This window comes from bacterium Scap17, assembly GCA_013376735.1.
In the GTDB taxonomy this organism is placed as follows: Bacteria; Pseudomonadota; Gammaproteobacteria; order Pseudomonadales; family Halomonadaceae; genus Cobetia.
In genome coordinates this window covers 958,419-981,618 of the sequence record VINJ01000001.1, presented here as the reverse complement: position 1 = coordinate 981,618, position 23,200 = coordinate 958,419, and the positions used below count along the sequence as shown (strand labels likewise).

General features: G+C 63.7%; 22 protein-coding genes. 6 read left to right on the top strand and 16 right to left on the bottom strand.

The window, feature by feature from the left end; all coding sequences use genetic code 11:
- Positions 1–11: 11 nt before the first annotated feature.
- The 4 genes from FLM52_04245 to FLM52_04230 all read right to left on the bottom strand — a co-directional run bounded on the left by FLM52_04245 (position 12) and on the right by FLM52_04230 (position 4,977).
- Positions 12–764, bottom strand: a complete 753-nt coding sequence (locus FLM52_04245; GenBank protein NVN55006.1) for an SDR family oxidoreductase — start codon at positions 762–764, stop codon at positions 12–14.
- A 211-nt stretch (positions 765–975) separates the two neighbouring features.
- Positions 976–1,527 (bottom strand): lactoylglutathione lyase, encoded by a 552-nt coding sequence (gloA, locus tag FLM52_04240; protein ID NVN55005.1) that lies wholly within the window; start codon positions 1,525–1,527, stop codon positions 976–978.
- 118 nt (positions 1,528–1,645) lie between these two features.
- On the bottom strand, positions 1,646–3,478 hold the full coding sequence (gene oadA, locus FLM52_04235; protein NVN55004.1) for an oxaloacetate decarboxylase subunit alpha: 1,833 nt from the start codon (positions 3,476–3,478) through the stop codon (positions 1,646–1,648).
- An 83-nt stretch (positions 3,479–3,561) separates the two neighbouring features.
- Positions 3,562–4,977 carry an acetyl-CoA carboxylase biotin carboxylase subunit gene (locus FLM52_04230; GenBank protein NVN55003.1) on the bottom strand — a complete coding sequence of 472 codons (1,416 nt, stop codon included), beginning with the start codon at positions 4,975–4,977 and terminating at the stop codon, positions 3,562–3,564.
- A gap of 193 nt (positions 4,978–5,170) precedes the next feature.
- Here FLM52_04230 and FLM52_04225 point away from each other — a divergent pair, with 193 nt between their 5' ends.
- On the top strand, positions 5,171–6,160 hold the full coding sequence (locus tag FLM52_04225; protein ID NVN55002.1) for a LysR family transcriptional regulator: 990 nt from the start codon (positions 5,171–5,173) through the stop codon (positions 6,158–6,160).
- A gap of 103 nt (positions 6,161–6,263) precedes the next feature.
- Here FLM52_04225 and lipA read toward each other — a convergent pair whose 3' ends face one another.
- The 12 genes from lipA to FLM52_04165 all read right to left on the bottom strand — a co-directional run bounded on the left by lipA (position 6,264) and on the right by FLM52_04165 (position 18,431).
- The gene (gene lipA, locus FLM52_04220; protein ID NVN55001.1) at positions 6,264–7,256 is read right to left on the bottom strand and encodes a lipoyl synthase; all 993 of its coding nucleotides are present in this window, start codon (positions 7,254–7,256) and stop codon (positions 6,264–6,266) included.
- Positions 7,256–7,981 carry a lipoyl(octanoyl) transferase LipB gene (gene lipB, locus FLM52_04215; GenBank protein ID NVN55000.1) on the bottom strand — a complete coding sequence of 242 codons (726 nt, stop codon included), beginning with the start codon at positions 7,979–7,981 and terminating at the stop codon, positions 7,256–7,258. The genes lipA and lipB overlap by 1 nt, the downstream gene beginning before the upstream one ends.
- A 57-nt stretch (positions 7,982–8,038) precedes the next feature.
- A complete protein-coding gene (locus FLM52_04210) occupies positions 8,039–8,326 on the bottom strand; it encodes a DUF493 domain-containing protein (protein NVN54999.1) in 288 nt (95 codons plus the stop codon).
- A gap of 196 nt (positions 8,327–8,522) precedes the next feature.
- Positions 8,523–9,674, bottom strand: a complete 1,152-nt coding sequence (locus FLM52_04205; GenBank protein ID NVN54998.1) for a D-alanyl-D-alanine carboxypeptidase — start codon at positions 9,672–9,674, stop codon at positions 8,523–8,525.
- Positions 9,675–9,827: 153 nt separating this feature from the next.
- Positions 9,828–10,859 (bottom strand): septal ring lytic transglycosylase RlpA family protein, encoded by a 1,032-nt coding sequence (locus FLM52_04200; GenBank protein ID NVN54997.1) that lies wholly within the window; start codon positions 10,857–10,859, stop codon positions 9,828–9,830.
- Entirely contained in the window at positions 10,856–11,842 is a 987-nt protein-coding gene (gene mltB / locus FLM52_04195; GenBank protein NVN54996.1) for a lytic murein transglycosylase B, read from the bottom strand. The genes FLM52_04200 and mltB overlap by 4 nt, the downstream gene beginning before the upstream one ends.
- A 128-nt stretch (positions 11,843–11,970) precedes the next feature.
- Complete coding sequence (rodA, locus tag FLM52_04190; protein ID NVN54995.1) at positions 11,971–13,119, bottom strand: rod shape-determining protein RodA; 1,149 nt, start codon at positions 13,117–13,119, stop codon at positions 11,971–11,973.
- Positions 13,109–15,055 (bottom strand): penicillin-binding protein 2, encoded by a 1,947-nt coding sequence (gene mrdA / locus FLM52_04185; GenBank protein NVN54994.1) that lies wholly within the window; start codon positions 15,053–15,055, stop codon positions 13,109–13,111. Before mrdA ends, rodA begins: the two co-directional genes overlap by 11 nt.
- Before the next feature lie 42 nt (positions 15,056–15,097).
- Positions 15,098–15,565, bottom strand: coding sequence for a 23S rRNA (pseudouridine(1915)-N(3))-methyltransferase RlmH (gene rlmH / locus FLM52_04180; protein NVN54993.1), 468 nt, complete (start codon positions 15,563–15,565; stop codon positions 15,098–15,100).
- 145 nt (positions 15,566–15,710) lie between these two features.
- The gene (gene rsfS / locus FLM52_04175; GenBank protein ID NVN54992.1) at positions 15,711–16,070 is read right to left on the bottom strand and encodes a ribosome silencing factor; all 360 of its coding nucleotides are present in this window, start codon (positions 16,068–16,070) and stop codon (positions 15,711–15,713) included.
- A 202-nt stretch (positions 16,071–16,272) separates the two neighbouring features.
- Positions 16,273–16,908 carry a nicotinate-nucleotide adenylyltransferase gene (nadD, locus tag FLM52_04170; GenBank protein ID NVN54991.1) on the bottom strand — a complete coding sequence of 212 codons (636 nt, stop codon included), beginning with the start codon at positions 16,906–16,908 and terminating at the stop codon, positions 16,273–16,275.
- A 239-nt stretch (positions 16,909–17,147) separates the two neighbouring features.
- On the bottom strand, positions 17,148–18,431 hold the full coding sequence (locus FLM52_04165; protein NVN54990.1) for a glutamate-5-semialdehyde dehydrogenase: 1,284 nt from the start codon (positions 18,429–18,431) through the stop codon (positions 17,148–17,150).
- 310 nt (positions 18,432–18,741) lie between these two features.
- On the opposite strand from FLM52_04165, the gene FLM52_04160 reads away from it, so the two are divergent.
- From FLM52_04160 to FLM52_04140, 5 genes are all read left to right on the top strand, one after another.
- On the top strand, positions 18,742–19,758 hold the full coding sequence (locus tag FLM52_04160) for a hypothetical protein (protein NVN54989.1): 1,017 nt from the start codon (positions 18,742–18,744) through the stop codon (positions 19,756–19,758).
- A complete protein-coding gene (locus tag FLM52_04155) occupies positions 19,758–20,717 on the top strand; it encodes a diguanylate cyclase (protein NVN54988.1) in 960 nt (319 codons plus the stop codon). Before FLM52_04160 ends, FLM52_04155 begins: the two co-directional genes overlap by 1 nt.
- 44 nt (positions 20,718–20,761) lie before the next feature.
- Complete coding sequence (locus FLM52_04150) at positions 20,762–22,186, top strand: phosphatase PAP2 family protein (GenBank protein NVN54987.1); 1,425 nt, start codon at positions 20,762–20,764, stop codon at positions 22,184–22,186.
- A 123-nt stretch (positions 22,187–22,309) separates the two neighbouring features.
- Positions 22,310–22,570: a hypothetical protein gene (locus tag FLM52_04145; GenBank protein NVN54986.1), complete on the top strand. Its 261-nt coding sequence runs from the start codon at positions 22,310–22,312 to the stop codon at positions 22,568–22,570.
- 18 nt (positions 22,571–22,588) lie between these two features.
- The gene (locus FLM52_04140; protein NVN54985.1) at positions 22,589–23,188 is read left to right on the top strand and encodes a DMT family transporter; all 600 of its coding nucleotides are present in this window, start codon (positions 22,589–22,591) and stop codon (positions 23,186–23,188) included.
- The last annotated feature ends 12 nt before the right edge of the window (positions 23,189–23,200 follow it).

Sequence of the window (23,200 nt, the reverse complement as noted above, 5' to 3'; positions counted from 1 at the left end):
CCTCGGTGATCTCACGCAAAGCCGCCATTGGCGCCGATGACCTGGCCACTCACCCAGCCGGCGTCTTCGCTGGCAAGCCAGGCCACCACCGCCGCGACATCCTGCGGGTCCGCAATTCGCCCCAGCGCCGCCATGCCCTTGAGGCGCTCGATGGTCTCTTCACTCTTGCCTTGACGAAACAGGCCAGTATCCGTGGGGCCCGGCGCCACGGCATTGACCGTGATGCCCCGCTCCCCCACCTCCTTGGCCAACACTCTCGTCAGCTGGTCGACTGCGGCCTTGGAAGCCGCATAGGGACCATAGCTGGGGAACATCTGACGTGTCACCGAGGTGGACATGTTGATCACGCGCCCGCCATCGCGCAGGTGCTGCGCCGCCTCACGCATCAGATTGAAGGACCCCGTCAGGTTGGCCTGCATCAGGTTGGCGAAGTCATCATCCGTGAAGTCGGCGATGGGTTTGTAGATGCTCATCCCGGCATTGTTGACCACAATGTCCACGCCGCCATACACGCGACTGGCTTCCTTGAACAGGCGCGTCGCATCACGGCTGACGCCGACATCGGCCTGTACCGCAATCGCCTTGCCACCCCGTGACTCGATATCCGCCACGACCTGCAGGGCACCGTCACTGTCACTGCGATAGTTGACGATGACCTGGGCACCGTCCGCGGCCAGGCGCTGCGCGATGCCGGCACCGATCCCGCGTGAAGCCCCACTGACTACCGCCACCTTGCCGCTCAACCGCTGTGCATTCTCAGACATGGCTATCTCCTCTTTCATCATGGGCGATCGATCTCAAGGGCCATCCATCTCAAGGGCGATCAATAATGAGCGCCTTGCGAGTGTCAGTCAGACATCATCATTGCAGCAAGCGAATGCCGCTGACACCCCTGCAACGCGGAGTTTCGGATGAACGAAAAACCGCCACCCCGGGCATGCCGGTGGTGGCGGTTCTTTACAGCGGCCGCCTGTCTCAGGCTTCGCCGTTGGCCTGACGCTCGAAGGTATCGGCGCGCAGGATCTCGATCCAGTAGCCATCGGGGTCCTTCACGAAGGCCAGTCCCTTCATCTTGCCATCATCAGGACGCTTGACGAACTCGACGCCCAGTGACTCGAAGCGTTCGGCGGCCGCGTAGACATCTGGCACACTCACTCCGATATGACCGAAGCCCTGCGGCTGGGCGTTGCCGTCATGATAGGCGAAGTCCGGGTCATTCTCGGTGCCCCAGTTATGGGTCAGTTCAAGCATCGCCTCACGCCCGAAGGTGTAGGTGGTGCGCTTGAGATCATCACCAGGCACCTGACTGGCCTGGTCATCATCCAGATAGGCGAGGAAATAAAGACTGAACTGCATTTCCGGGAAGTCGAGCTTGCGCACCAGACGCATGCCCATCACGCGGGTGTAGAAATCAAGGCTGCGCTCGGGGTCCTTGATGCGCAGCATGGTCTGGTTGAAGACGTAGCCACGGGTCGCCGGGTCGATCTGTTCACTCAGGCCGGGTGCCTGTTCGAAATGTGCTGTCATGTCAGTCCCTTTCAAGGAAGGGGCGGCGAGACATCGAAGATACCCTGCCGCCCCTGGTGATTTCATGCCTAGCAGATGGTGACGGCGGCCGGTTTTTACAACCTCGCCACCGCTGGCCTCATGAGATCTCGATCAGCACTTCGCCCGGCGTGACGCGATCGCCACGCGCGACATGAATGGCCTTGACGGTACCGTCGACACGCGCGGCGATCTCGGTCTCCATCTTCATCGCTTCACTGATCAACACTGACTGGCCCGCGGTGACGCTGTCACCGACCGCAACCAGCACCTCGACGATGTTGCCCGGCATCGCGGTGGTGACATGGCCCGGCGCCGAGGCGCTGGCACGTCCGCCATTCTGGCCGCCCGCCACGTAATCGTCCTTGGCCTCGAACACCACCTCTTCCGGCATGCCGTCCAGGGTCAGGTAGACGTGACGCTTGCTGCCCTTGGCACCGCCGACGCCGGTGATCTGCACCGCGTAGGACTCGCCGTGCACGTCGATGACGAACTCGGTCGGCACGCCAGAGGTCACCGGGCGTTCCGCCTCGCCTTGGGGGATGATTTCCGGTGTGAGCGTGCCGGCGCGGCGTTCGTTGAGGAAGTCACGTCCCAGCTCCGGGAACATGGCGAAGGTCAGCACGTCCTCGGGGGACTCGGCCAGCTCGCCCAGCTCCTCGGTGAGGCGCGTCATCTCCGGCGCGAGCAGATCGGCTGGGCGCCCGACTTCCACAGGCGCGTTACCGATGGCACGCGAGCGGACCTCTTCATTGACCTGTGCCGGCGCCTGACCGTAACCGCCCTGCAGATAGCGCTTCACCTCGTTGGTGATGCTCTTGTAGCGCTCGCCGGTCAGCACGTTGAGTACCGCCTGGGTGCCGACGATCTGCGAAGTCGGGGTGACCAGCGGGGGATAGCCGAGATCGGCACGCACACGCGGAATCTCATCGAACACCTCGCGGATGCGCTCCAGGGCATTCTGCTCCTTCAGCTGGCTGGCCAGGTTGGACATCATGCCGCCGGGGATCTGACTGATCTGGACCGAAACATCCTCGCGGGTGAATTCGCTCTCGAAGGCCGCATACTTGCTGCGCACTTCCTGGAAGTAATCGCCGATCTCACGCAGCGACTCCAGCTCAAGGCCGGTATCCCACTGGGTGCCGCGCAGCGAGGCCACGAAGGATTCGGTGGCCGGATGGCTGGTGCCGCCGGCGAAGGCCGAGATGCAGGTGTCGATATGGCGACAGCCCGCCTCGACGGCCTTGAGCTGGCATTGCGGCGCCAGGCCCGCCGTGGCGTGGCTGTGCAGGTGGACCGGCACCTCGACCGCCTCGACCAGCGCGCTGACCAGATCATAGGTGGCGTACGGCGTCAGCAGGCCGGCCATGTCCTTGATGGCGATGGAATCGGCCCCCATCTCGACCAGCTTGCGCGCCTGCTCGACGTACATTTCCAGCGTATGCACCGGGCTCACGGTGTAGCAGATGGTGCCCTGGGCGTGCTTGCCGGCCTTCTTGACCGCGCGCATGGCGGTTTCCATGTTGCGCAGGTCATTCAAGGCATCGAAGACACGGAAGATATCGATACCACCTGCCGCGGCGCGCTCGACGAAGGCCTCCACCACATCATCGGCGTAGTGACGATAGCCGAGCAGGTTCTGGCCGCGCAGCAGCATCTGCAGCGGGGTGTTGGGCATGGCTTCCTTGAGCGCCTTCAGGCGCGCCCAGGGGTCTTCCTTCAAGAAACGCACGCAGGCATCGAAGGTCGCGCCGCCCCACACTTCGAGGCTGTAGAAACCGGCCTGATCGAGGCGCGCGGCAATCGGCAGCATGTCTTCGGTGCGCATGCGGGTCGCGATCAATGACTGGTGGCCATCGCGCAGCACGACTTCGGTGACCTTGACGCGATCGGCATGATCGACGGTGTTGGTGTTGGGGGTTGCAGCTGTCATGTCTGGGGTCCTTCTCATTATTGGCTACGTGAACCGGGGGAAGATCAGGGAAGATTCACGACATCAGGGGCATCAGGTACGCATCAGAGACCGGCATGGGCCGCGATGGCCGCCGCGATCGCCAGCGCTGTCTGCTCCGGCAGGCGCTTGACCGAGTACTGGGTCAATTCCGGGTGAGCGGCCACGAAGCCGGTATCGAAGTGCGCATTGCGAAAATCAGGGTGCTTGAGGATTTCCTGATAGTAAGGCGCCGTGGTCTTGACGCCCTGCAGGCGCATGTCACTGAGGGCCCGCGAACCACGATTGATGACCTCTTCCCAGGTCAGCCCCCACACGATGAGCTTCAGACACATGGAATCGAAATACGGCGGGATGGTGTAGCCGGTATAGATCGCGGTATCGGTGCGCACGCCAGGCCCGCCCGGCGCGTAGTAGCGCGTGATGCGCCCGAAGCTTGGCAGGAAGTCGTTCTTGGGGTCCTCGGCGTTGATGCGAAACTGGATCGCATAGCCGTGATGGCGGATGTCTTCCTGGCGGAAGGCCAGCTTGTGGCCCCAGGCGATGCGGATCTGCTCGCGCACGATATCCACGCCGGTGATGGCCTCGCTGATGGTGTGCTCCACCTGCACGCGAGTGTTCATCTCCATGAAGTAGATCTCGTTGCCCTTGACCAGAAACTCCACGGTACCGGCGTTGCGATAGCCGACGGCGCGGGCGGCACGTACTGCCATCTCGCCGACGTAGGAGCGCTGCTCCGGTGTCAGCTGCGGACTGGGGGCGATCTCGATCAGCTTCTGGTTGCGACGCTGGATGGAGCAGTCACGCTCGAACAGATGAATCACGTTGTCGTGATTGTCAGCGAGGATCTGCACCTCGATATGCAGCGGGTCGACCACGCAACGCTCGAGGAACACATCGGCACTGCCGAAGGCCTTGGTGGCTTCCGAGATCACGCGCCCCCAGGCCTGCTCGAGCTGATGAGCATCATCACAACGCCGGATACCGCGCCCCCCACCGCCTGAGGTAGCCTTGAGCATGACGGGGTAGCCGACCTGCTCGGCGACACTCAGCGCCTCCTCGACATCGGCCAGATTGCCGGCCGAGCCCGGTGTCACCGGCACGCCGGCTGCCTTCATGGCATCGCGGGCCTGGGTCTTGTCGCCCATGCGGGCGATGACACTGCTGGCCGGCCCCACGAAGGCGATTCCCGCCGCTTCACAGATGGCCGCGAATTCGGCGTTCTCCGACAGGAATCCGTAGCCCGGATGGATGGCATCACAGCCGGTCTCGCGCGCGAGATCGACCAGGCGGCGGGCGTCCAGATAACCGGCCAGCGGGTCGTCGCCGATGAAATGCGCTTCATCGGCGCGTTTGACGTGCAAGGAGAAACGATCCGGTTCGGTGTAGACAGCGACTGAGCGGATGTCCATCTCGGCACAGGCGCGTACAATGCGCACTGCGATTTCCCCTCGGTTGGCAATCAGCAACTTGCGAAACATGGTGACTCTCCCGGACGTGACGCGTGATCTTGTTGTGGTGCTCCGGTCGTGCGCTTGTCATTGACCGCCAGACGCGACAACGGCGCTGAAAGACACGAGGTAGCATGCGTTCCACGCTACCCAGCGAGAGACCAATAGAAAAGTTGATATTTTTTTGCCAATCTATAAGTAAAACCTTATGACTGGGTGTGTCATGTCGCGTCCAAACTTGTTGAATCGCTTAACTTTCAGACAGTTACAGGTGTTCCAAGCGGTTCATCGCCAGCAGTCCTACTCCCGTGCGGCCGAGCAACTTGGCCTGACGCAACCCGCCGTCAGTGCCCAGATTCGTCAATTGGAGCAGGCACTCGAGCAATCGCTGTTCAAATATGCCGGCAAGACGCTACATATCCTGCCGGCGGCTGATGCCCTGGCAAACTCGGTGCAGTCGATCTTCGGCGAGGTCTCGAGCCTGCAGATGGAGCTGTCGGAGATCGCCGGCACCATCCGCGGCGAGCTCAACCTGGCGGCCGTGTCCACCGCACAGTACGTGGTGCCGCACATTCTGGCGCGCTTTCGGGCGCGCTATCCGGAAGTGTCGGTACGCCTGCGCGTCTGCAATCGCGGCCAGGCGCTCGAACGCCTCGCCGAGCGGCGCGATGATCTCGTGATCATGGGCATGGTGCCAGATGACGCCAATCTGGCCTTCATGCCGATTCTCGACAACGAGCTGATCCCCGTCGTCTGGCCCGGTCATCCGCTGCTAGAGGTCAAGGGCATCACCCTGGAAGACCTCGCGCAGTACTACATGCTGATGCGTGAACCCGGTTCTGGCACACGCACCGCCTTCGAGGAGTTCGCCGCACGCGAGCGTGTCTCGCTGCGCCATACGCTGGAGTTGGGCTCCAATGAGGCCATCAAGCAAGGCGTGATGGCGCACCTGGGCGTGGCGATCCTGCCGCGACTGTCGGTTCAGCTGGAGCTGGCCTCAGGCCTGCTGGCCTCGCCATCGCTGCCGGGCTTCCCGCTCAGACGCAGCTGGTGCACCGTCTACCCCAAGGACCGCTACCCCACGCCGGTCACCGAGCTGTTCCTGCGCTTCGTGCGCGAGCTGCTGCCGGAGCTCAATGCGCACTTCAGTGCGCCGATGGAGCCCATCCCCGGGCACAGCGTGGCCTGCCTGCCGCTGGCGACCGAGCAATGAACATAGCGTCCTGATGGCGCAAGCCACATGAAAAAACCGCCATGGAGACAAGCTCCATGGCGGTTTTTCGTTCAGGCTACTGACGGCATGTCAGCAGTGCGGCTTACTTCACTTCCACACCGTGCGCCTGTTTGTCGGCGTGGTAGGAAGAGCGCACCAGCGGGCCGGAGGCAACATGCGAGAAGCCCATCTCGCGCGCCTTCTGGCCGAGCCAATCGAAGGTGTCCGGATGCACCCAGCGATCGATGGGCAGGTGGTTGCGCGACGGCTGCATGTACTGACCCAGAGTCAGCATGTCGACACCGTGGTTGCGCAGGTCCTGCATGACCTCGAGCACCTGCTCGTCAGTCTCGCCGACCCCCAGCATCAGACCGGACTTGGTCTTCACTTCCGGACGACGCTCCTTGTAGCCCTTGAGCAGATCAAGTGACCACTGGTAGTCGGCACCCGGGCGCACGCGACGGTAAAGGCTCGGCACGGTTTCCAGGTTGTGGTTGAAGACATCCGGCGGTGTCTGCTCGAGCACGTCCAGCGCGACCTGCATGCGGCCACGGAAGTCGGGCACCAGCACTTCGATCTCGGTGCCGTCGCACTTCTCGCGAATCTCGCGGATGCACTCGGCGATGTGGTTGGAGCCACCATCGCGCAGGTCGTCACGGTCGACGGAGGTCACGACGACGTAATTCAGGCGCATCTCGGCGATGGCTTCGGCCAGCTCGCGCGGCTCGTCGGCGTTCAATGCATTGGGACGACCGTGCGCCACGTCACAGAACGGGCAACGACGGGTGCAGATATCCCCCATGATCATGAAGGTGGCGGTGCCGCCGCTGAAGCACTCACCCAGGTTCGGGCAGGAGGCTTCCTCACAGACCGTGTGCAGACCGTGCTTGCGCAGCGTCTGCTTGATGCGCGTGACTTCCGGCGAGGCCGGCATGCGCACACGCAGCCAGTCCGGCTTCTTGGGCAAGGTCTCGGTGGGAATCACCTTGACCGGAATGCGGGCAACCTTCTCGGCGCCGCGCAGCTTAACGCCACGCTCCTTGCGGGCAGGAGCAGCGGAGGGAGCGGGCTTCGTGGTAGCGATGGTCTCGGTCATCAGTTCTGTCCTGCTGTTCGAGAAATGTCAGCCAGTGCCGCGGGCAGGCCGCTCACCGGAGTCAGGGTCACATCGCCCAGGCTTGCGCCCAGACAACGCACCAGGCGGTCACGCTCGCTGGCGAGATCCACCGGTGCGCGAACGAGATCGCGCAGCTGGGTCATCGCCATGCCGGCATAGCCGCAGGGATTGATGCGCCCGAAGGGCGCGAGGTCCATATCCAGATTGATCGCCACGCCGTGAAAGCTGCAACCACGCCGGATGCGCAGTCCCAGCGAGGCGATCTTGGCCTCTTCCATCGAACGACGCGGGTCATCACCACGCTGCGCCGCCTTCTTCACATAGACGCCTGGCGCGTCCGGGCGCGGATAGGCCTCGATGCCGTGCTCGGCCATCGCTGCCACCACCGTCTCTTCCAGCGCCGTCACCAGCTGGCGAACGCCGATGCCGCCTCGCTTGACGTTGAGCAGCGGGTAGAGCACCAGCTGGCCGGGCCCATGATAGGTCACCTGGCCGCCACGGTCGGTCTGAACCACCGGAATGTCGCCCGGCATCAACAGATGCTCCGGCTTGCCCGCCTGGCCCTGGGTAAAGACCGGCGGGTGCTCCACCACCCATAGCTCGTCCGGCGCATCGGCCGCACGCATATCGGTGAAGTGGCGCATGGCCGACCACACCTCATCATAGGCCTTGAGGCCGAGGTGGTAGACGTGAATCGTGTTCATGCATGCGCTCCTGTCATCAAGGCGCAAGACAAGGAAATCCAGCGTTTCATGCCTGGATCACAGCACCATGTGGATGCGACCGGTGGCCTTGAGGTCACGGTGCAGCGCATCCAGCTGATCGGTACCGGTGGCACGGATCACCACACGGATACTGCGGTAGTTGCCGTTCTTGCTGTCCTGCCAGGTAATGGCCGTCGCATCGAAGCCCGGCGCATGCACTTCCAGGATATTGCAAACCACCTCGACGAGATCTTCTGCGGCGGTGCCGACGATCTTGAGGGAGAAATCACACGGGAATTCAATCTTCGGGGGCGTCTGCCCACCAGCTGCTGGCGTCTTGGCCATGGGGATAGCCCTTCAGGTAACTCTATTTCCGACCATTCTACTCAACAAAGGGCGATCCGTCAGCCGGATCGCCCTTTGTTGAGTACACGACCGCGATATTCAGGGGCGCGCGCCTGGCACCGCCAGCACGCGCACCCCACTGCCATCACTGAATCATGTCATCGGCCGCGTCACTTCACACAGCCAGACGACTGTCTCAGTTGAACAGGCCGTGGAAGAACAGCATCAGGGCATCCCACAGACGCTTGAACAGCCCGCCCTGCTCCACCGGTTCCAGTGCGACCAATGGTTCTTCGGCCAGCACCTTGTCGTCCAGCTTGATCTGCAGGGTACCGTACTGCTCGCCGGCCTGAACCGGGGCCTTGATGGTGTCCTTGAGATCAAGACGCGCGGTCAGCTTGTCAGCCTGGCCACTCGGTACGGTCAGGAAGACGTCCTGGGCCATGCCCAGACGTACCTGGTCCTTCTCGCCACCCCAGACACGCGCCTGATTGAGTACCGCGCCCTTGTCATAGAGCTTCTTGCTCTCGAAGTAGCGGAAGCCGTAGGTCAGAAGCTTCTGGGATTCCTGCGCACGCGCCTCTTCGGACTTGGTACCCATCACGACACTGATCAGGCGGGTATCTTCCTTCCTGGCGGATGCCACCAGGCAGTAGCCGGCTTCTTCGGTGTGGCCGGTCTTCAGGCCATCGACGTCCTTGTCACGCCACAGCAGCTTGTTGCGGTTCGGCTGCTTGATACCGTTCCAGGTGAAGTACTTCTGGGAATAGATCTCGTAGTGATCCGGGTAATCCTTGATGATGCGACGCGCCAGAATCGCCAGGTCGTGCGCCGTGGAGTAATGCTCCGCGTGCGGCAGGCCAGTGGCGTTCATGTAGTGGGTGTTCTTCATGCCCAGACGCTTGGCGTGCTGGTTCATCAGGTCGGCAAAGGAGCCCTCGCTGCCGCCGATACGCTCGGCCAGCGCGACGCTGGCGTCGTTGCCGGACTGGATGATGACACCGTGCAGCAGGTCATCGACACTGACGCTGGTGCCTTCGCGGATGAACATGCGCGAGCCACCCGTCTTCCAGGCATTGACGCTGATGCGTACGTCTTCGTCCGGACTCAGCTTGCCGTCGTCGATCTCGCTCTCGACCAGGTAGGCCGTCATCATCTTGGTCAGGCTGGCCGGCGGCAGGCGCTTGTCGGCGTTGTGCTCGACCAGGATGCGCCCGGAATTGGCGTCCATCAGGATCCAGGAAGACGCCGCCAGCTGCGGCGCGGCCGGAATCAGGGTATCCGTCTCGATGGCATGGGCCGGGGTGGCGGCAACGCCTGCGAACAGCGCAATGCCGCTGGCCGCCATCAGCGCGGAGAATCGACGCCGAAGAGGAAGAAGTCGGGCTTTCAGGGACATGTTGGAATCTCTTTGACACTCATGCATAAGCCGAGGCTTGCGCCTCGGCCAGGTTGCGCCTCTTCACGAAGCGCATGATGGATGAAAACGGGCCTGCGGCCCTTATCGCTCTGCCGTGACACTGAAAGCCCCGGCATAGCCAGCATCGGCCAGCGCCGACTTGAGCGATTCAATACGGACACTGTCTTCCAGCGGACCGACCTGAACCTTGTAGAGGTCGCCGCTACCCAGCACGCGAGTCGGTCTCCCAAGACGGGAGCTGACACTGGCACGAATGCTGTCGGCCTTGCTCAGATCACTGACCGCCGCGACCTGCAGGAAGGTAGCTTCCCCGCTCGCCACTGAGGGCGTGCTGCTCGGCGCAGCAGAGGCTACCACGGGCTTGGCGGCAACGCTCGCGCCGGAAGCGCTCGAGGCCACGGAACCGCCGGTTGCCTGCATCGCGTCGAGTCCGGCAATGCCCTGTTCGCGACGTACCGCCTGACTGCGCACCAGCAGACGCTCGGACTCTGCCGTGCCCTGGGTCGGGCTCGGGCCCGGCTTCCAGGTCGTGGCATCGAGGGCCTCGACACGCACGTGCCCAGTGCCGTGGTCCAGCATGTCCAGGCGCCACGCCGCGCTGTAGGACAGGTCGATCAGGCGATCTTCATGGAAGGGGCCACGGTCGTTGACCTTGACGATGACCTGCTTGCCGTTGTCCAGATTGGTGACACGCGCATAGGTCGGCAATGGCAGCGACTTGTGAGCCGCCGTCATGGTGTACATGTCATAGATCTCGCCACTGGCGGTGGCGTAGCCATGAAACTTCTTGCCATACCAGGAAGCAGTGCCCTCGGCCACGTAACCGCGCGGATCATCCATTACGCGATAGGTCTTGCCCCATACCTCATACTCGCTGCGATTGCCGCTGCGGGTATAGGGTTCGACACGTGGTACCTCATCGGGCACCGCCGAGACATCCGGCGCATCATCGGGATAGGCATCGCTGTCCAACTCGTAGCGGCTGTTCTTGCCCGCCTTCTTGCCGGTGCTCGCCGAGGCACCATCACTGACCTGGGTGCCGCCCCCACTGCTGGCACAGCCAGCCAGCAGGGCAAGCGCGAGGGTCAGCGGTAGCGCGCGTGACCAGCTCATCCCGCACCTCCGTCCTCGAGACGACGCTTGATCGCACGGGAGAGCTCATCCACGGCCATCGCATACATGTGACTGTGGTTGTAGCGCGTGATGACGTAGAAATTGTCGTAGCCGACGGCGTAGCGGTAGCCCTGTTTCAGGTCCAGCGCCAACGGAATCACCTGGGTATTGCCGGCCACGTCGTCTGCCACCTGGACACCGGCCGCCTCAAGCGCGGAAACGCTCATGTACGGCTTTTTCGTCTTGTTGAAGGTGACGGACGACGGCGGCGTCCCGGGGCCGTCCGCGGCGCTGACCACCGGCGCACCGGCTTTCCAGCCATGACGCGCGAAGTAGTTGCCGACGCTGCCGATGGCATCGACCGGGTTGTGCCACAGATCACGCACGCCATCGCCATCGAAATCGACCGCATAGGCCTGATAGCTGGTCGGGATGAACTGCGGATAGCCCATCGCACCGGCGTAGGAGCCCTTGATGGAGAGCGGGTCGATGCCCTGCTCTATCGTCAATTGCAGGAAGGCTGCCAGCTCGCCACGGAAGAACTTGCCGCGACGCGGGTGATCAAAGGCCAGCGTGGACAGTGAATCGATCACGCGGTGAGTCCCGGTGTGCTTGCCGAAGAAGGTCTCGACACCGATGATGGCGGCGATGACTTCCGGCGGCACACCATACTCGGCCTGGGCACGATCGAAGGTCTCACGATGCTCGGCGATGAACTTCACACCGGCTTCGATGCGCGATTGCTTCATGAAGATGGCGCGGTACTGGTCCCAGCGCAGATGACCTTCCGCCGGACGCGACATGGCATCCAGCACTTTCTGGCTGTAATCGGCCTGATTCATCAGCTCGGTCACACGATCGCGATCCAGCCCCTTGGCCACCAGCTCGTCGACCAGCCTGGCCGTTTCCGGGTGAGTCGCCGGGGCGAAGCCATCAGGCGCCGCCTTGGCCACGCCTGACATTCCCAGCAGCGGTGCCACCATCACCAGGGCTGCGCCCCAGTGCTTCAGACGTCGCCCACACGCATTGATCACCGTCATCGACTCTCTCCTTGCCTGTCTGCGAGCTTGGGCTCGCGAATGTCCTTGCCACTCGGCAACTGGCCGCCACGTCATCGCGACAATAGGCGCCGGTGGGTATGAATGCTCATGAGAATACCGAAGCCTGCCAGCAAGGTCACGCTGGAGGTCCCACCATAACTGACCAGCGGCAACGGGACGCCAACGACCGGCAAGATACCCGATACCATGCCGATGTTGACGAAGACGTAGACGAAGAACGTCAGGATGATCGCGCCCCCCGTCAGCCGTGCAAAACTGTCCTGGCCATTGTTGGACATCACCAGCCCGCGCAGCACGATCAACACGTAGAGCCCCAGGAAGAAGCTCATGCCGATCAGGCCGAATTCCTCCCCGATGACCGCGACGATGAAGTCGGTATGGCGTTCCGGCAGAAACTCGAGCTGGGACTGGGTCCCCAGGGTATAGCCCTTGCCGAAGATGCCGCCCGAGCCGATGGCCGTCTTGGACTGGATGATGTTCCAGCCCGCGCCTAGCGGGTCAGACTCCGGGTTGAGGAATGTCAGCACACGGCGGCGTTGATAGTCGTGCATCACCATCCACAGAAGCGGCAATGCCGAGGCGATCAAGGCACCGAAGAAGGCGATCAGCTTCCAGGAAAGCCCTGCCAGCAGGATCACGAACACGCCCGCCGCAGCGACCAGCAACGAGGTGCCGAGGTCCGGCTGGCGCGCGATCAGCAGCACCGGCGCGACGATGATCACGGCGCAGATGACCAGGTCTCGCCAGCGAGGAGGCAACGGGCGCTGCCCGAGCCAGCAGGCCACCATCATCGGCATCGCCAGCTTCATCAGCTCAGAGGGCTGAAAACGCACCACCCCGGGGATGACCAGCCAGCGCTGGGCACCCATGCCGACATCCCCCAGCACCTCCACCGCCACCAGCATCAGGAAGCCAGCGCCATAGGCGACCGGCGCCCAACGGTAAAGCGTCGCGGGTGACAACTGGGCGAGCCCGATCATGATCACCAGCGCCAGCGCCTGGCGTGAGGCCTGGCGCAGCGTGAAATCGATATCCTGACCGCTGGCGCTATAGAGCACGATCAGCCCGCAGCCGAGCACGGCCAACAACAGCAGCAGCAGCCAGGGGTCGAGGTGGATACGCTCCCATAGACTGGTGCGGCGGCGATGACTGAGATCCCCACCTACACCACGCATCGAGCGCTGATAATCAGTCGGCATCGTTCTCTCCTTGCTCACTCTCGCCCGCCGGTGCCTCCGGCGGTGCCAGAGCGGCAGCCAGCGTGAGCGCCGCCTCACGCGCTTCGGGGTCAATGCGCGGCAACAGCCAGTAATCGGTGACGGCGCGTGCCATCGGGCCCGCCACGGAGCTGCCGCCCTGGCCGTTCTCGATTACCACGGAGACGGCTATCTCCGGGTGCTCGACCGGCGCAAAGGCGGCGAACAGGGCGTGGTCACGCAGACGCTCCGCAAGCTCCTCGCCGTTGTATTTCTGGTCCTGCCCGAGAGTGAAGACCTGCGCGGTACCGGACTTGCCGGCCATGCGGTACTTGAGACCGGGCCCGACATACTTGCGCGCCGTGCCTTCTCGCCCGCTGACCACGTCCTCGAGCGCGGCGATGACATCGTCCCACCACGCCGGATTGTCCAGCACCACATCCGGTTTTTCCTCGCTTCTGGGCAGCAATACCGTCTCGTCGCCGATGCGCTTGGCCAGGTGAGGCGTCACGTGCCTGCCGCGATTGGCCAGCACGGCCTCCGCCGAGGCGAGCTGCAACGGTGTGGCAAGCCAGTAGCCCTGACCGATACCGATGGAGATGGTCTCGCCGGGGTACCAGGGCTTGTCGTAGCGATTGCGCTTCCATTCCTTGGACGGCATCAGACCGGGCAGCGCGCCCTGCACGTCCAGCGCCGTCTGCTCACCGAAACCGAACTTGTGCATGTACTCGCTGATGCGGTCGATCCCCAGGCGATAGGCAACGTTGTAGAAGAAGGTGTCATTGGAGACCGCGATGCCACGCCGCATGTTGACGCGCCCATGCCCCCAGCGCAGCCAGTTGCGGTACTTGTGGCTGTCATTGGGCAGCTGGAAATAGCCGGGATCGTAGAAGGAAGTGCTGGTGGTGATGACACCGTTCTCCAGCCCCGCCAGCGACATGAAGGGCTTCACGGTCGAGGCCGGCGGGTACTGGCCGCGAATGGCACGGTTGAACAGCGGCAGGTCGATATCATTCTGCAGCGCGCGATAACTCTTGACACTGATGCCGGTGACGAACTCATTGGAGTTGAAGCCCGGCACGGAGGCCATCGCCAGGATGTCACCCGTCTCGGGCTCGATGGCCACGATGGCACCACGCCGCCCCTTGAGCAGCCGATAGGCGAGATCCTGCAGGCCGCGGTCGATGGTCAGCGTCAGGTCCTTGCCCGGCACCGGGTCGATCCGCGACAGCTCACGCAGCACGCGACCCCGCGCATTGGTTTCCACCTTGCGCAGGCCCGCCTGACCGTGCAGCTCCTCTTCATAGAAGCGCTCGATACCGGTCTTGCCGATGAAGTGGGTGCCCGAATAGTTGCCCTTGTCGAGGGTCTTGAGCTCGGCCTGATTGATGCGCCCCACATACCCCAGGGTATGCGACAGCGGCTTGGCGTCCGGGTAGTAGCGCAGCAGCTGCGCCTCGACCTCGACGCCGGGCAGGCGATAGCGATTGACGGCCAGACGCGCGATCTGCTCCTGGCTCAATTCACTCATCAACAGGGCAGGCTGATAGGGACGTTGACGCTGACGCGAGCGTTCCTTGAAGTCTTCGACCTCATCGGGCGGCAGATCGAGAATCTCGACCAGGCGTTCAAGCGTCGTCTCGAGATCACCGGCGCGTTCGCGCACGATCGTGAGGTTGTAGTTGGGGCGGTTTTCGGCGAGCAGCTGACCATTGCGGTCATAGATCAAGCCACGCGTGGGCGGCAAGGGCTCGACACGCACACGGTTCTTGTCCGAGCGCGTCGTATAGATGTCGTGTTCCACGACCTGCAGGAAGAGCAGCCGCGCCAGCAGACATCCGGCCAGCACCAGCACGAGGCCGGCAGCCACGATGCTGCGAAGGCGAAAGATCCGCACTTCCTGTTGAGGATTCTTTATCGTCGCCCGGCGTTGGCGCATGGCGGGTCTCGCAACCAGTGTCGTGTCGCAAGCGGCAGGCGCTTACCGGTGATAGGGGTGCCCGACCAGCAATGTCCAGGCGCGGTAAAGCTGTTCCGCCAGCACGATGCGCACCAAGGGGTGCGGCAGCGTCAGTGCCGAGAGCGACCAGCGCTGATCGGCACGTGCCAGCAGACGTGGGTCGAGCCCATCCGGGCCACCGATGAGGATGGCCACGTCTCGCCCTCCCAGCCGCCAATCATCGGCATGCTGGGCAAGCTGCTCGGTACTCCAAGCCTTACCTAGGACATCAAGGGCGACAACATGTTCATTTCCCTTGAGTTTTTCAAGCATCCGGTCGCCTTCACTGGCCATGGCACGGGCAATATCCGCATTCTTGCCGCGATTGCCGGGCGCCAGTTCGATGAACTCAAGCGAAAAATCCCGCGGCATGCGCTTGAGATATTCCCGGCTACCCTTCTCCACCCAGTCCGGCATCTTCTGCCCGACCGCCAAAACTCGGATCTTCATGTCCTGTCCCGTGCTGTGTCAGAACGCCGGGCAAGCCCGCGGTCCTTCCATCGGATACTCCCTGCCCGCGACATCGCGACCGGCAAGGACGTAACGAGCGGTTGGCATGCCCCGACGAGCAACCCGTCGGGTCAGGCTGGCAGGATCAATGGCTCTGCTCGTACTCTTCACGCGTCTCGCGGGGCAGATCGCTCCACAGGCGCTCGAGGTCGTACAGGGCACGGGTTTCGGCCAGCATGACGTGGACGACGACATCGCCCAGATCCAGCAGCACCCAGTCGGAGCCGTTTTCGCCTTCACAGCCCAGCGGCTTGACGCCGGCTTCTTTCACGGTGACCTGCACGTTGTTGGCCAGCGCGGAGATATGACGGCTGGACGTACCGGTCGCGATCACCATCACATCGGTGACGCTGGTCAGCTTGGAGACATTGATCTCGCTGATTTCCTGGGCCTTGAGTTCTTCAAGGGCGTCGACAACCAGGTTTTTAAGAGCTTCGGTCTGCATGATTCCTCGGGAGTTTGTTCGGCAGGGGGCGCATTCTACCCGTTGGCGATGCGCGCGCCTATGGGCATCGTGATTTACTCGCCAAAGGAGCGCCACGCACGGCGATGCGGGATCGCGGCAGTGACGCCCCTCTCATGATGCCACGCTCGCACGCGACAGGACGTTCAGAGCCACAACGCTCGGCTCGATAGTGGGCTCGGGCTCAGGTCGATGACGGACAGTAGAGGCCATGCGCCTCGATATGACGGATCACCGCTTCCGGCAGCAGGTAGCGCACGCTGTCGCCCAGCGCGAGACGCTCACGCACGAAGGTGGCGCTGATGGCCATGCGTGTCGGCAGCGACAGGCGCAACAGGTGGCCACCCGGGCGCGCCATCAAGGCCGCCACCGAGTCGACCTCGCGCCCCTGGATCAACGCTTCGAGCGCCCGGGGCAGCGGTGCATCATGGTCCGGTCGCTCGATCACCACCACATGGGCGTCATCGAACAGACGATCGGCGGCATGCCACTCCCCGAGCTTGAGGAAGGCGTCATGGCCGATGGCCATCACCAGCCGCGCCTGCGGGCCGTATTCGGCGCGCAGACTGGCCAAGGTGTCGGCACTGTAGGAAGGCCCATCGCGCAGCAGCTCACGCCCATCGGCCTTGAGGCCCGGCTCTGCCTCTATCGCGGCTTCCAGCATCGCCAGCCGCTGGTCACTGCTGACGCCGGGCGCGGCGCGATGCGGCGGCTGATGCGAAGGCACCAGCAGCACATGATCCAGCCCCAGCGCTTCGCGCAGCTCGATGGCACTGCGCAGATGGCCGTGATGGATGGGATCGAAGGTACCACCGAGCATGGCGACACGCGGTACCGGGCCGAGGCAGCCCTCGAAACTCGGCTCCGCTGCCGTGTCAGTCCTTAAGCGCGAATCATGTGCCGACTCGGCGCCGTGATGCACGGCCTCACGCTCCTGCGCGAGACCATCGGCATTCAAGGGGCGCTGAGTGTCCTCCAGCGCCTCGGGCGACAGGGCCTTCTCGTTCGTCAAGGTCTGCGCGGGCACGGCCTGATCCTCGTCGGGTGAGACCTGATCCTTCACTGGCGAATCTGCCCATCACCGAACACGATGTACTTGCGGGTCGTCAGGCCCTCAAGCCCGACCGGGCCACGCGCATGCAGCTTGTCGGTGGAGATGCCGATCTCGGCACCCAGGCCATATTCGAAGCCATCGGCGAAGCGGGTGGAGGCGTTGACCATCACCGAGCTGGAATCGACCTCCGCCATGAAGCGGCGCGCCAGCGCATAGTTCTCGGTGATGATGGCCTCGGTGTGCCCGGAGCTGTGACGCTCGATATGCGACATCGCCTCATCGACGCCTTCCACGACGCGAATCGCCAGAATCGGCGCGAGATATTCGGTGTCCCAGTCTTCTGCACTGGCAACCATGGCCTGCGGCAGCACTTCACAGGTACGCTCGCAACCGCGAATCTCGACCTCATGTACCGCCAGACGCTCGGCAATACGCGGCAGGACCTCGGCGGCAACCGGCGCATCGACCAGCAGGGTCTCCATGGTGTTGCAGGTGCCGTAGCGATGGGTCTTGGCGTTCTCGGCGATCCGGACCGCCATCGCCAGGTCAGCCGTGGCATCGATATAGACGTGGCAGATGCCATCGAGGTGCTTGATGACCGGCACGCGCGCATCACGCGAGATACGCGAGATGAGGCTCTTGCCACCACGCGGGATGATCACATCGACGAATTCCGGCATCGCGATCAGCTCGCCGACCGCGGCTCGGTCCGTGGTGGCGACGACCTGCACTGCCGTGGCCGGCAGCTCGGAGAGCACCAACGCCTCGCTGATGATCTCGCTCAACGCACGGTTGCTGGACGCGGCCTCGGAGCCACCGCGCAGAATGCAGGCATTGCCGGACTTCAGGCACAGGCTGGCCGCCTCGATGGTCACGTTGGGGCGTGACTCGAAGATGATGCCGATCACGCCCAGCGGCACGCGCATGTGGCCGACCTGAATGCCGCTCGGACGCGAGCGCAGACCATCGACCTCGCCGACCGGGTCCGGCAGCGCCGCGACCTGCTCGAGCCCTTCGATCATGGCGTCGATACGCGCAGGCGTCAGCGCGAGACGATCGACCATCGCCTCCGAGAGCCCATTGGCGCGTGCACGCGTCAGGTCCTCGGCATTGGCCTCTGCCAGTGCCTCGCGACGCTCATCGATCAGACGCGCCATGGTCTGCAGAGCACGATTCTTGATGCCGCTGTCGACGCGACGCATCACGACGCTTGCCGCGCGCGCTGCGTGCCCCAGACGATTCATGTACGCCACGACGTCCGTGGTGTCGTGCTTGCCCTGCTCACTCATGTGCCTAATCTCGCTGGTTGTCAGTGTCCACGCACTCATTTCATCATCGTCCGAGCCTCGCGAGGGCATTCCCCAGAGAAGCCCTGACGTGAAGACCTGATGTGAAGGTCTTATGTGAAGACCCGAGAGGCGTAGACACTTTTGTCACTCGCCGTTTGGGGTATGCTGCCATTATTGCAGACGACGTTGCATGATCGGAGCACCGTCGCATCCTGCAAACGTGCAGGCAATGCCCACGTCACAGACCGTTCGGCCAGGGAATTCGGCCGATTTCGCGCCATCCACGGCAAAGGTGCCAATATAAGTCACCATGGAGATCAAGTTCAAAGTCCGTCTCAGTCAGTTCGTCTGTCTGCTCGGCTCTGTATTGCTGCTGCTGGAAGCGGCACGACAGATCAGTATCGGCCTGACGCTCACTGCCCTGTTGCTGGCGGTGGGCGGCACGATGTTGCTGGTGGTCTCTCTCGCCCACGAGCTGTTCACCCTGCGCTGGTTCCGTACGCTGGTGATGCTCAGCGTCGCGCTGATCATGAGTGCACTGGTGCTGCTGGCCCCGCAACAGCACCTGATGTGGCTGTGGGGCTTTGCCGTCCTGCTGCTTTATCCGCGCCCACGCTGGCTGGCACCGGCCTGCGCACTGATCGGACTGGTCACCACCTGGCTGGCGCTCAGCCAGCTGGGCAGCGACTGGCTGAGCCTAGGCATCGGTATCACCGCGACCCTGATGGCGCTCGGTGCCATCGGTGGGCGACGCCAGCAGCAGGTCTGGATGCAGCTGGAGCGTCGTGGTCGGCGTGATTCCAGCCGCGCGATCTGGTCACAGTACCAGCTGATGCGAGACCTGCCTCGGGAAATTGCCCGTGCCGATCGCGAGGAAATCCATATCGAATTGATCCTGCTCGCACCGGTCAAGACCGGCCGCCTGGCCAACCGTCGCCTGATGAACACCCTCGACAGCGCCGCATTGCCGCATGAAACCCGCTACCAGCTCGATGACGGGGCACTGGCCGTCTTGCTGGTCACCCGCGGCGAGCGCATGGCCAGCCTGCGTCGTCGCCAGTTGATCGAGCATCTCGCGATGCCGGTCCGCGCCCGTGTACAGCCTCTCAACGACAGTGATCCCGGCGCGCTGGACCTCAAGCGCCTCAGTGCCCACCTGAGCGATGAACCTCATCCGATCACCCTGCTGCCGCCTCTGCCTCGCAAGCCTGCCGATGCTGATGCTTTTTCAGACGAAGCCCGGTCAGACGACGGACGAGACACCCTGAAACCGGCCAGCGCGGCAGACAAGGTCGCCGCGGCACCATCGCGGGGGAATGATCACTGATGTCTCCTCTACACAATCTGGCGCACAGCGAGCGTCGGGAACTCGCCAATCGCAAGACACTGATCATGCTGCTGGCCGCCGCGGTGATCGCCACCTACGCCCTGTGGCGCTACCTGGTGGGCGATTTCGATCATATCCTGACGCCGGTGCTGGCCACCATGCTGATGGCGATTGCCGCCGGCCTCAATCACCTCGATGATGAGCAGCCGCTGCCTTCCTACCTGACGCTGATCGCCAGCTATCTGATGCTGGCACTCGAGGCGCCGGGCACCTATCCGGGCATGTCGCTGTGGCTGGGGCTGCCCAGCGTGCTGACGCTGCTGCTGCTGCCCCTGGCACCGGCGATGTTGCTCAATCTTGTGCTGGCACCGCTGTGGCTATGGCTATTGGGTCAGCAGGAAGACAACTTCGGCGAGATACTGCGTTACCTGTGTCTGCTGCTGGTGGCCAGCCAGCCGTTCGTCATCAACAGCCTGCAGGCGGGGATCATGAGCCTGACCGCCAGCGAGGAAACCGAGTGCAACGCCTTCAACGCCCGCACCGGCCAGCAACGCCTAGTCAGTGAGGCGGCGCGTGCGCGGGCGCTGGACCAACCGTTCAGCATTCTGGTCGTCTATCTGCCGCAACTGGACATGCTCGGCGAGCAGTTCGGCGAGGACAGGCGCGTCGAATGCCTGGCGATGGCCTGCAACGTGATGCAGGAGGTCTCGCGCCAGGGCGACCTGCTGTGCCGCAGCGACAAGTCCTCCTTCTGGCTGATGCTGCCCAATACCGGCGAGGCGGGAGCACTGATCATGCGCGAGCGCCTGACCGCGGCGCTGGCAGCGGCCACGCAGCCGGAAACCGGCTCCATCATTGCCCGCGCGCGCCTGGTGACGTACAAGGCCGATGACACCACCCAGAAACTCGAGCAACGCCTGCTGGCCAGCCAGCTTGCCCTGATGGATCTCAATGAATGAGCGACACCCTTGCGTCACTGCTGCATTGGCTGAACCCCAGTGTGATGATCGATATCCTGATGACCACGCTGAGCGATCACCCGGCAGCCCTTGTCGCCGTCATCGGCCTGGTCTCACTGCTTGAATCGCTCGCCATCATCGGCCTGCTGGTGCCGGGCGTGGTCATTCTCACCGCCGGCGCCTCACTGGCCGGCCACCTCGAACTCTCTCTGCCGATATTGCTGGCTGTCGGTGCGCTGGGCGCCATCATCGGCGATGGCGTGAGCTTCTGGCTGGGCATCCGCTATCGCGATCAACTGCCCGGCCGCTGGCCCTTCTCGCGACATCCCGAGTGGATCGAGCATGGTCAGCAGTTCTTTCATCGCCACGGCAGCTGGTCGATCGCCTTCGGGCGCTTCGTCGGCCCGGTGCGCCCGATCATCCCGCTGGTCGCCGGCATGCTCGACATGCCGCCGGCGCGCTTCTTCCTGGTCAATGGCCTCTCGGCACTGGCCTGGGCACCGGCCTACCTGCTGCCGGGCTATCTGCTGGGCCAGACCTGGCAGTCACTGTTCACCCTGCCGGAAGGGGCCGATGGTCTGCTGGTCGGCCTGGCCAGCGGCCTGATCGCCTGTGCCTTCGCCTTCTCCTTCCTGCGCCGCCAGCTGGGCCGTGAGGGCCGCCTCTATCATTGGCTGGCGCGTCGCATGCGTCGCAGCCCCTCCGGGCGGCGTCTGTGGTGGCAGCTGCGCCATCCCGACCCCGAGGGCGAATTCCCGCTCGCCTCGATGGCACTGCTGATCTTCGCGGTGATCAGCGTGCCCGCAATGAGTCTGGCGGTGCTGGCCCATCCCGAGCCGTGGTGGATCGACCGCGTGGCCGCCTCGCTGGCCGCTAGCCTCTCCTCACTGTTGCCCCAGGACTGGCTGCGCGAGGCAAGCCTCGGGCTGTCTCGCCTCGCCGATGGTACCGGCCTGGCGGCGCTCGTGGCTCCATGGCTGGTGTGGCTGCTGCTCAAGGGTCGCCACGCGGTGTGGTTGCATCTGACGGCCGCCTGGCTGGGCATCGCCAGCGCCAATACCGTGCTCAAGCACCTGATCCAGCGCCCGCGTCCGGATACCCCCGCCTTCCTGGAAGGGTCGATGTCGTTTCCCAGCGCCCATGCCGCCGGCAGCGTGGCGGTGTTCGGGCTGGCCGCCGCCTTCATCGCCGAGCGCCAGCCCTCCTCGCGACGTCGCTGGATCTACTGGGCAGCCATCGCCGCCTGTACGCTCGTCGGCCTGTCACGCATCACGCTTGGGGTCCATTACCTCAGCGATGTGCTGGGCGGTGCCTGCCTGGGCCTGCTGGTCTGTGCGCTGGTGCGCATCAGCTATCCCGCCTTCGTGCGCCAGCCCTCGGCACCCCTGGAATCGCCAGCCCCGCTGCTGTGGTTGAGCATGGCGAGCCTGCTGCTGTTGGCGGCACGCTTCGTCTGGCTGCCGCTCTAGGCTGTCGCGATCAGACTGCCGCCGCTCAGGCCGTCGCGATAACGTTGCCGTGATAACGCGGTAAACCGATGAGCCGCCTGGGATGGCGGCTTTATCACTCCCCCCCTGATGACGAGGAACCTCATGCCCGGCCCTGCTGCCCCTCCCGCCAACCAGCCCCAGGCACTGATGTCGATTCATCTCGGCATCGCGCTGCTCGGCGGTACGGCGCTGTTCTCGAAAGGCGTGCCTCTCTCGGCGCTCGACATCACCACCTGGCGCAGCCTGCTGGCAGGATTGTTCCTGCTGTGGCTGGCGCGCCTGAAGTGGCATGTCTCGCTGCGCCTGAGTGGGCGCGACTGGGCCTTGCTGGGCATCGCCGCCGCGCTGATGGCCGCGCACTGAGTGAGCTACTTTCACTCGATGCAGGTGTCTTCCGTGGCCACCGGCATGCTGGCGCTGTTCACCTATCCCGTCTTCATCGTGCTGCTGGAACCCTGGGTGGAAGGCACGCGCCTGAAAGCGAAGGACCTGGCGGCAGCGGGGCTGGTCTGTATCGGCATCTGGCTGCTCGTTCCCGGCGGCGACAGCAGCGCGCAGGGCGACAGCCTGGCGGGAGTGTTATGGGGCGTGTTCTCGGGCCTGTTGTTCGCGGCACGCAATCTACTGGTGCGCTACCGTCTCAGCCATCTCAATCCAGTGCTGTCGATGAGCCTGCAGGCGCTGGGGGTCGTGGTGCTGACGCTGCCGTTCGTCTCCGGTGAGATCATGGATGCCAGCCCCTCGACGGGGATCGCCATGCTGGTGCTGGCCATCGTCTTCACGGCTGCGCCGCATGCGCTGATGACCTTCGCCCTCGGTGGCCTCAAGGCCAAGACCGTCGGCATGATCGGCTGCCTGCAACCCGTCTACGGCGTGCTGCTGGCGTGGTTGATTCTCGGTGAAGTGCCCACCTGGCTGACACTGGTCGGCGGCAGCTTCATCGTGGCGGCGGCAGCACTTGAGACCCTGCGTCGCAGCTGAATCAGCGTCGCA

What these genes read in the sequence shown, in the direction of transcription:
- FLM52_04210 (NVN54999.1), bottom strand. Translation starts at nt 8,326, where the DNA reads ATGGCCAAGACGCCAGCAGCTGGTGGGCAGACGCCCCCGAAGATTGAA.
- mrdA (NVN54994.1), bottom strand. Translation starts at nt 15,055, where the DNA reads ATGCGCCAACGCCGGGCGACGATAAAGAATCCTCAACAGGAAGTGCGG.
- gloA (NVN55005.1), bottom strand. Translation starts at nt 1,527, where the DNA reads ATGACAGCACATTTCGAACAGGCACCCGGCCTGAGTGAACAGATCGAC.
- mltB (NVN54996.1), bottom strand. Translation starts at nt 11,842, where the DNA reads ATGGTGGCACCGCTGCTGGGAATGTCAGGCGTGGCCAAGGCGGCGCCT.
- oadA (NVN55004.1), bottom strand. Translation starts at nt 3,478, where the DNA reads ATGACAGCTGCAACCCCCAACACCAACACCGTCGATCATGCCGATCGC.
- FLM52_04245 (NVN55006.1), bottom strand. Translation starts at nt 764, where the DNA reads ATGTCTGAGAATGCACAGCGGTTGAGCGGCAAGGTGGCGGTAGTCAGT.
- rsfS (NVN54992.1), bottom strand. Translation starts at nt 16,070, where the DNA reads ATGCAGACCGAAGCTCTTAAAAACCTGGTTGTCGACGCCCTTGAAGAA.
- FLM52_04160 (NVN54989.1), top strand. Translation starts at nt 18,742, where the DNA reads ATGGAGATCAAGTTCAAAGTCCGTCTCAGTCAGTTCGTCTGTCTGCTC.
- rlmH (NVN54993.1), bottom strand. Translation starts at nt 15,565, where the DNA reads ATGAAGATCCGAGTTTTGGCGGTCGGGCAGAAGATGCCGGACTGGGTG.
- FLM52_04155 (NVN54988.1), top strand. Translation starts at nt 19,758, where the DNA reads ATGTCTCCTCTACACAATCTGGCGCACAGCGAGCGTCGGGAACTCGCC.
- FLM52_04165 (NVN54990.1), bottom strand. Translation starts at nt 18,431, where the DNA reads ATGAGTGAGCAGGGCAAGCACGACACCACGGACGTCGTGGCGTACATG.
- FLM52_04145 (NVN54986.1), top strand. Translation starts at nt 22,310, where the DNA reads ATGCCCGGCCCTGCTGCCCCTCCCGCCAACCAGCCCCAGGCACTGATG.
- FLM52_04225 (NVN55002.1), top strand. Translation starts at nt 5,171, where the DNA reads ATGTCGCGTCCAAACTTGTTGAATCGCTTAACTTTCAGACAGTTACAG.
- lipB (NVN55000.1), bottom strand. Translation starts at nt 7,981, where the DNA reads ATGAACACGATTCACGTCTACCACCTCGGCCTCAAGGCCTATGATGAG.
- FLM52_04140 (NVN54985.1), top strand. Translation starts at nt 22,589, where the DNA reads ATGCAGGTGTCTTCCGTGGCCACCGGCATGCTGGCGCTGTTCACCTAT.
- lipA (NVN55001.1), bottom strand. Translation starts at nt 7,256, where the DNA reads ATGACCGAGACCATCGCTACCACGAAGCCCGCTCCCTCCGCTGCTCCT.
- FLM52_04200 (NVN54997.1), bottom strand. Translation starts at nt 10,859, where the DNA reads ATGAGCTGGTCACGCGCGCTACCGCTGACCCTCGCGCTTGCCCTGCTG.
- FLM52_04230 (NVN55003.1), bottom strand. Translation starts at nt 4,977, where the DNA reads ATGTTTCGCAAGTTGCTGATTGCCAACCGAGGGGAAATCGCAGTGCGC.
- FLM52_04205 (NVN54998.1), bottom strand. Translation starts at nt 9,674, where the DNA reads ATGGCGGCCAGCGGCATTGCGCTGTTCGCAGGCGTTGCCGCCACCCCG.
- FLM52_04150 (NVN54987.1), top strand. Translation starts at nt 20,762, where the DNA reads ATGATCGATATCCTGATGACCACGCTGAGCGATCACCCGGCAGCCCTT.
- rodA (NVN54995.1), bottom strand. Translation starts at nt 13,119, where the DNA reads ATGCCGACTGATTATCAGCGCTCGATGCGTGGTGTAGGTGGGGATCTC.
- nadD (NVN54991.1), bottom strand. Translation starts at nt 16,908, where the DNA reads ATGCTCGGTGGTACCTTCGATCCCATCCATCACGGCCATCTGCGCAGT.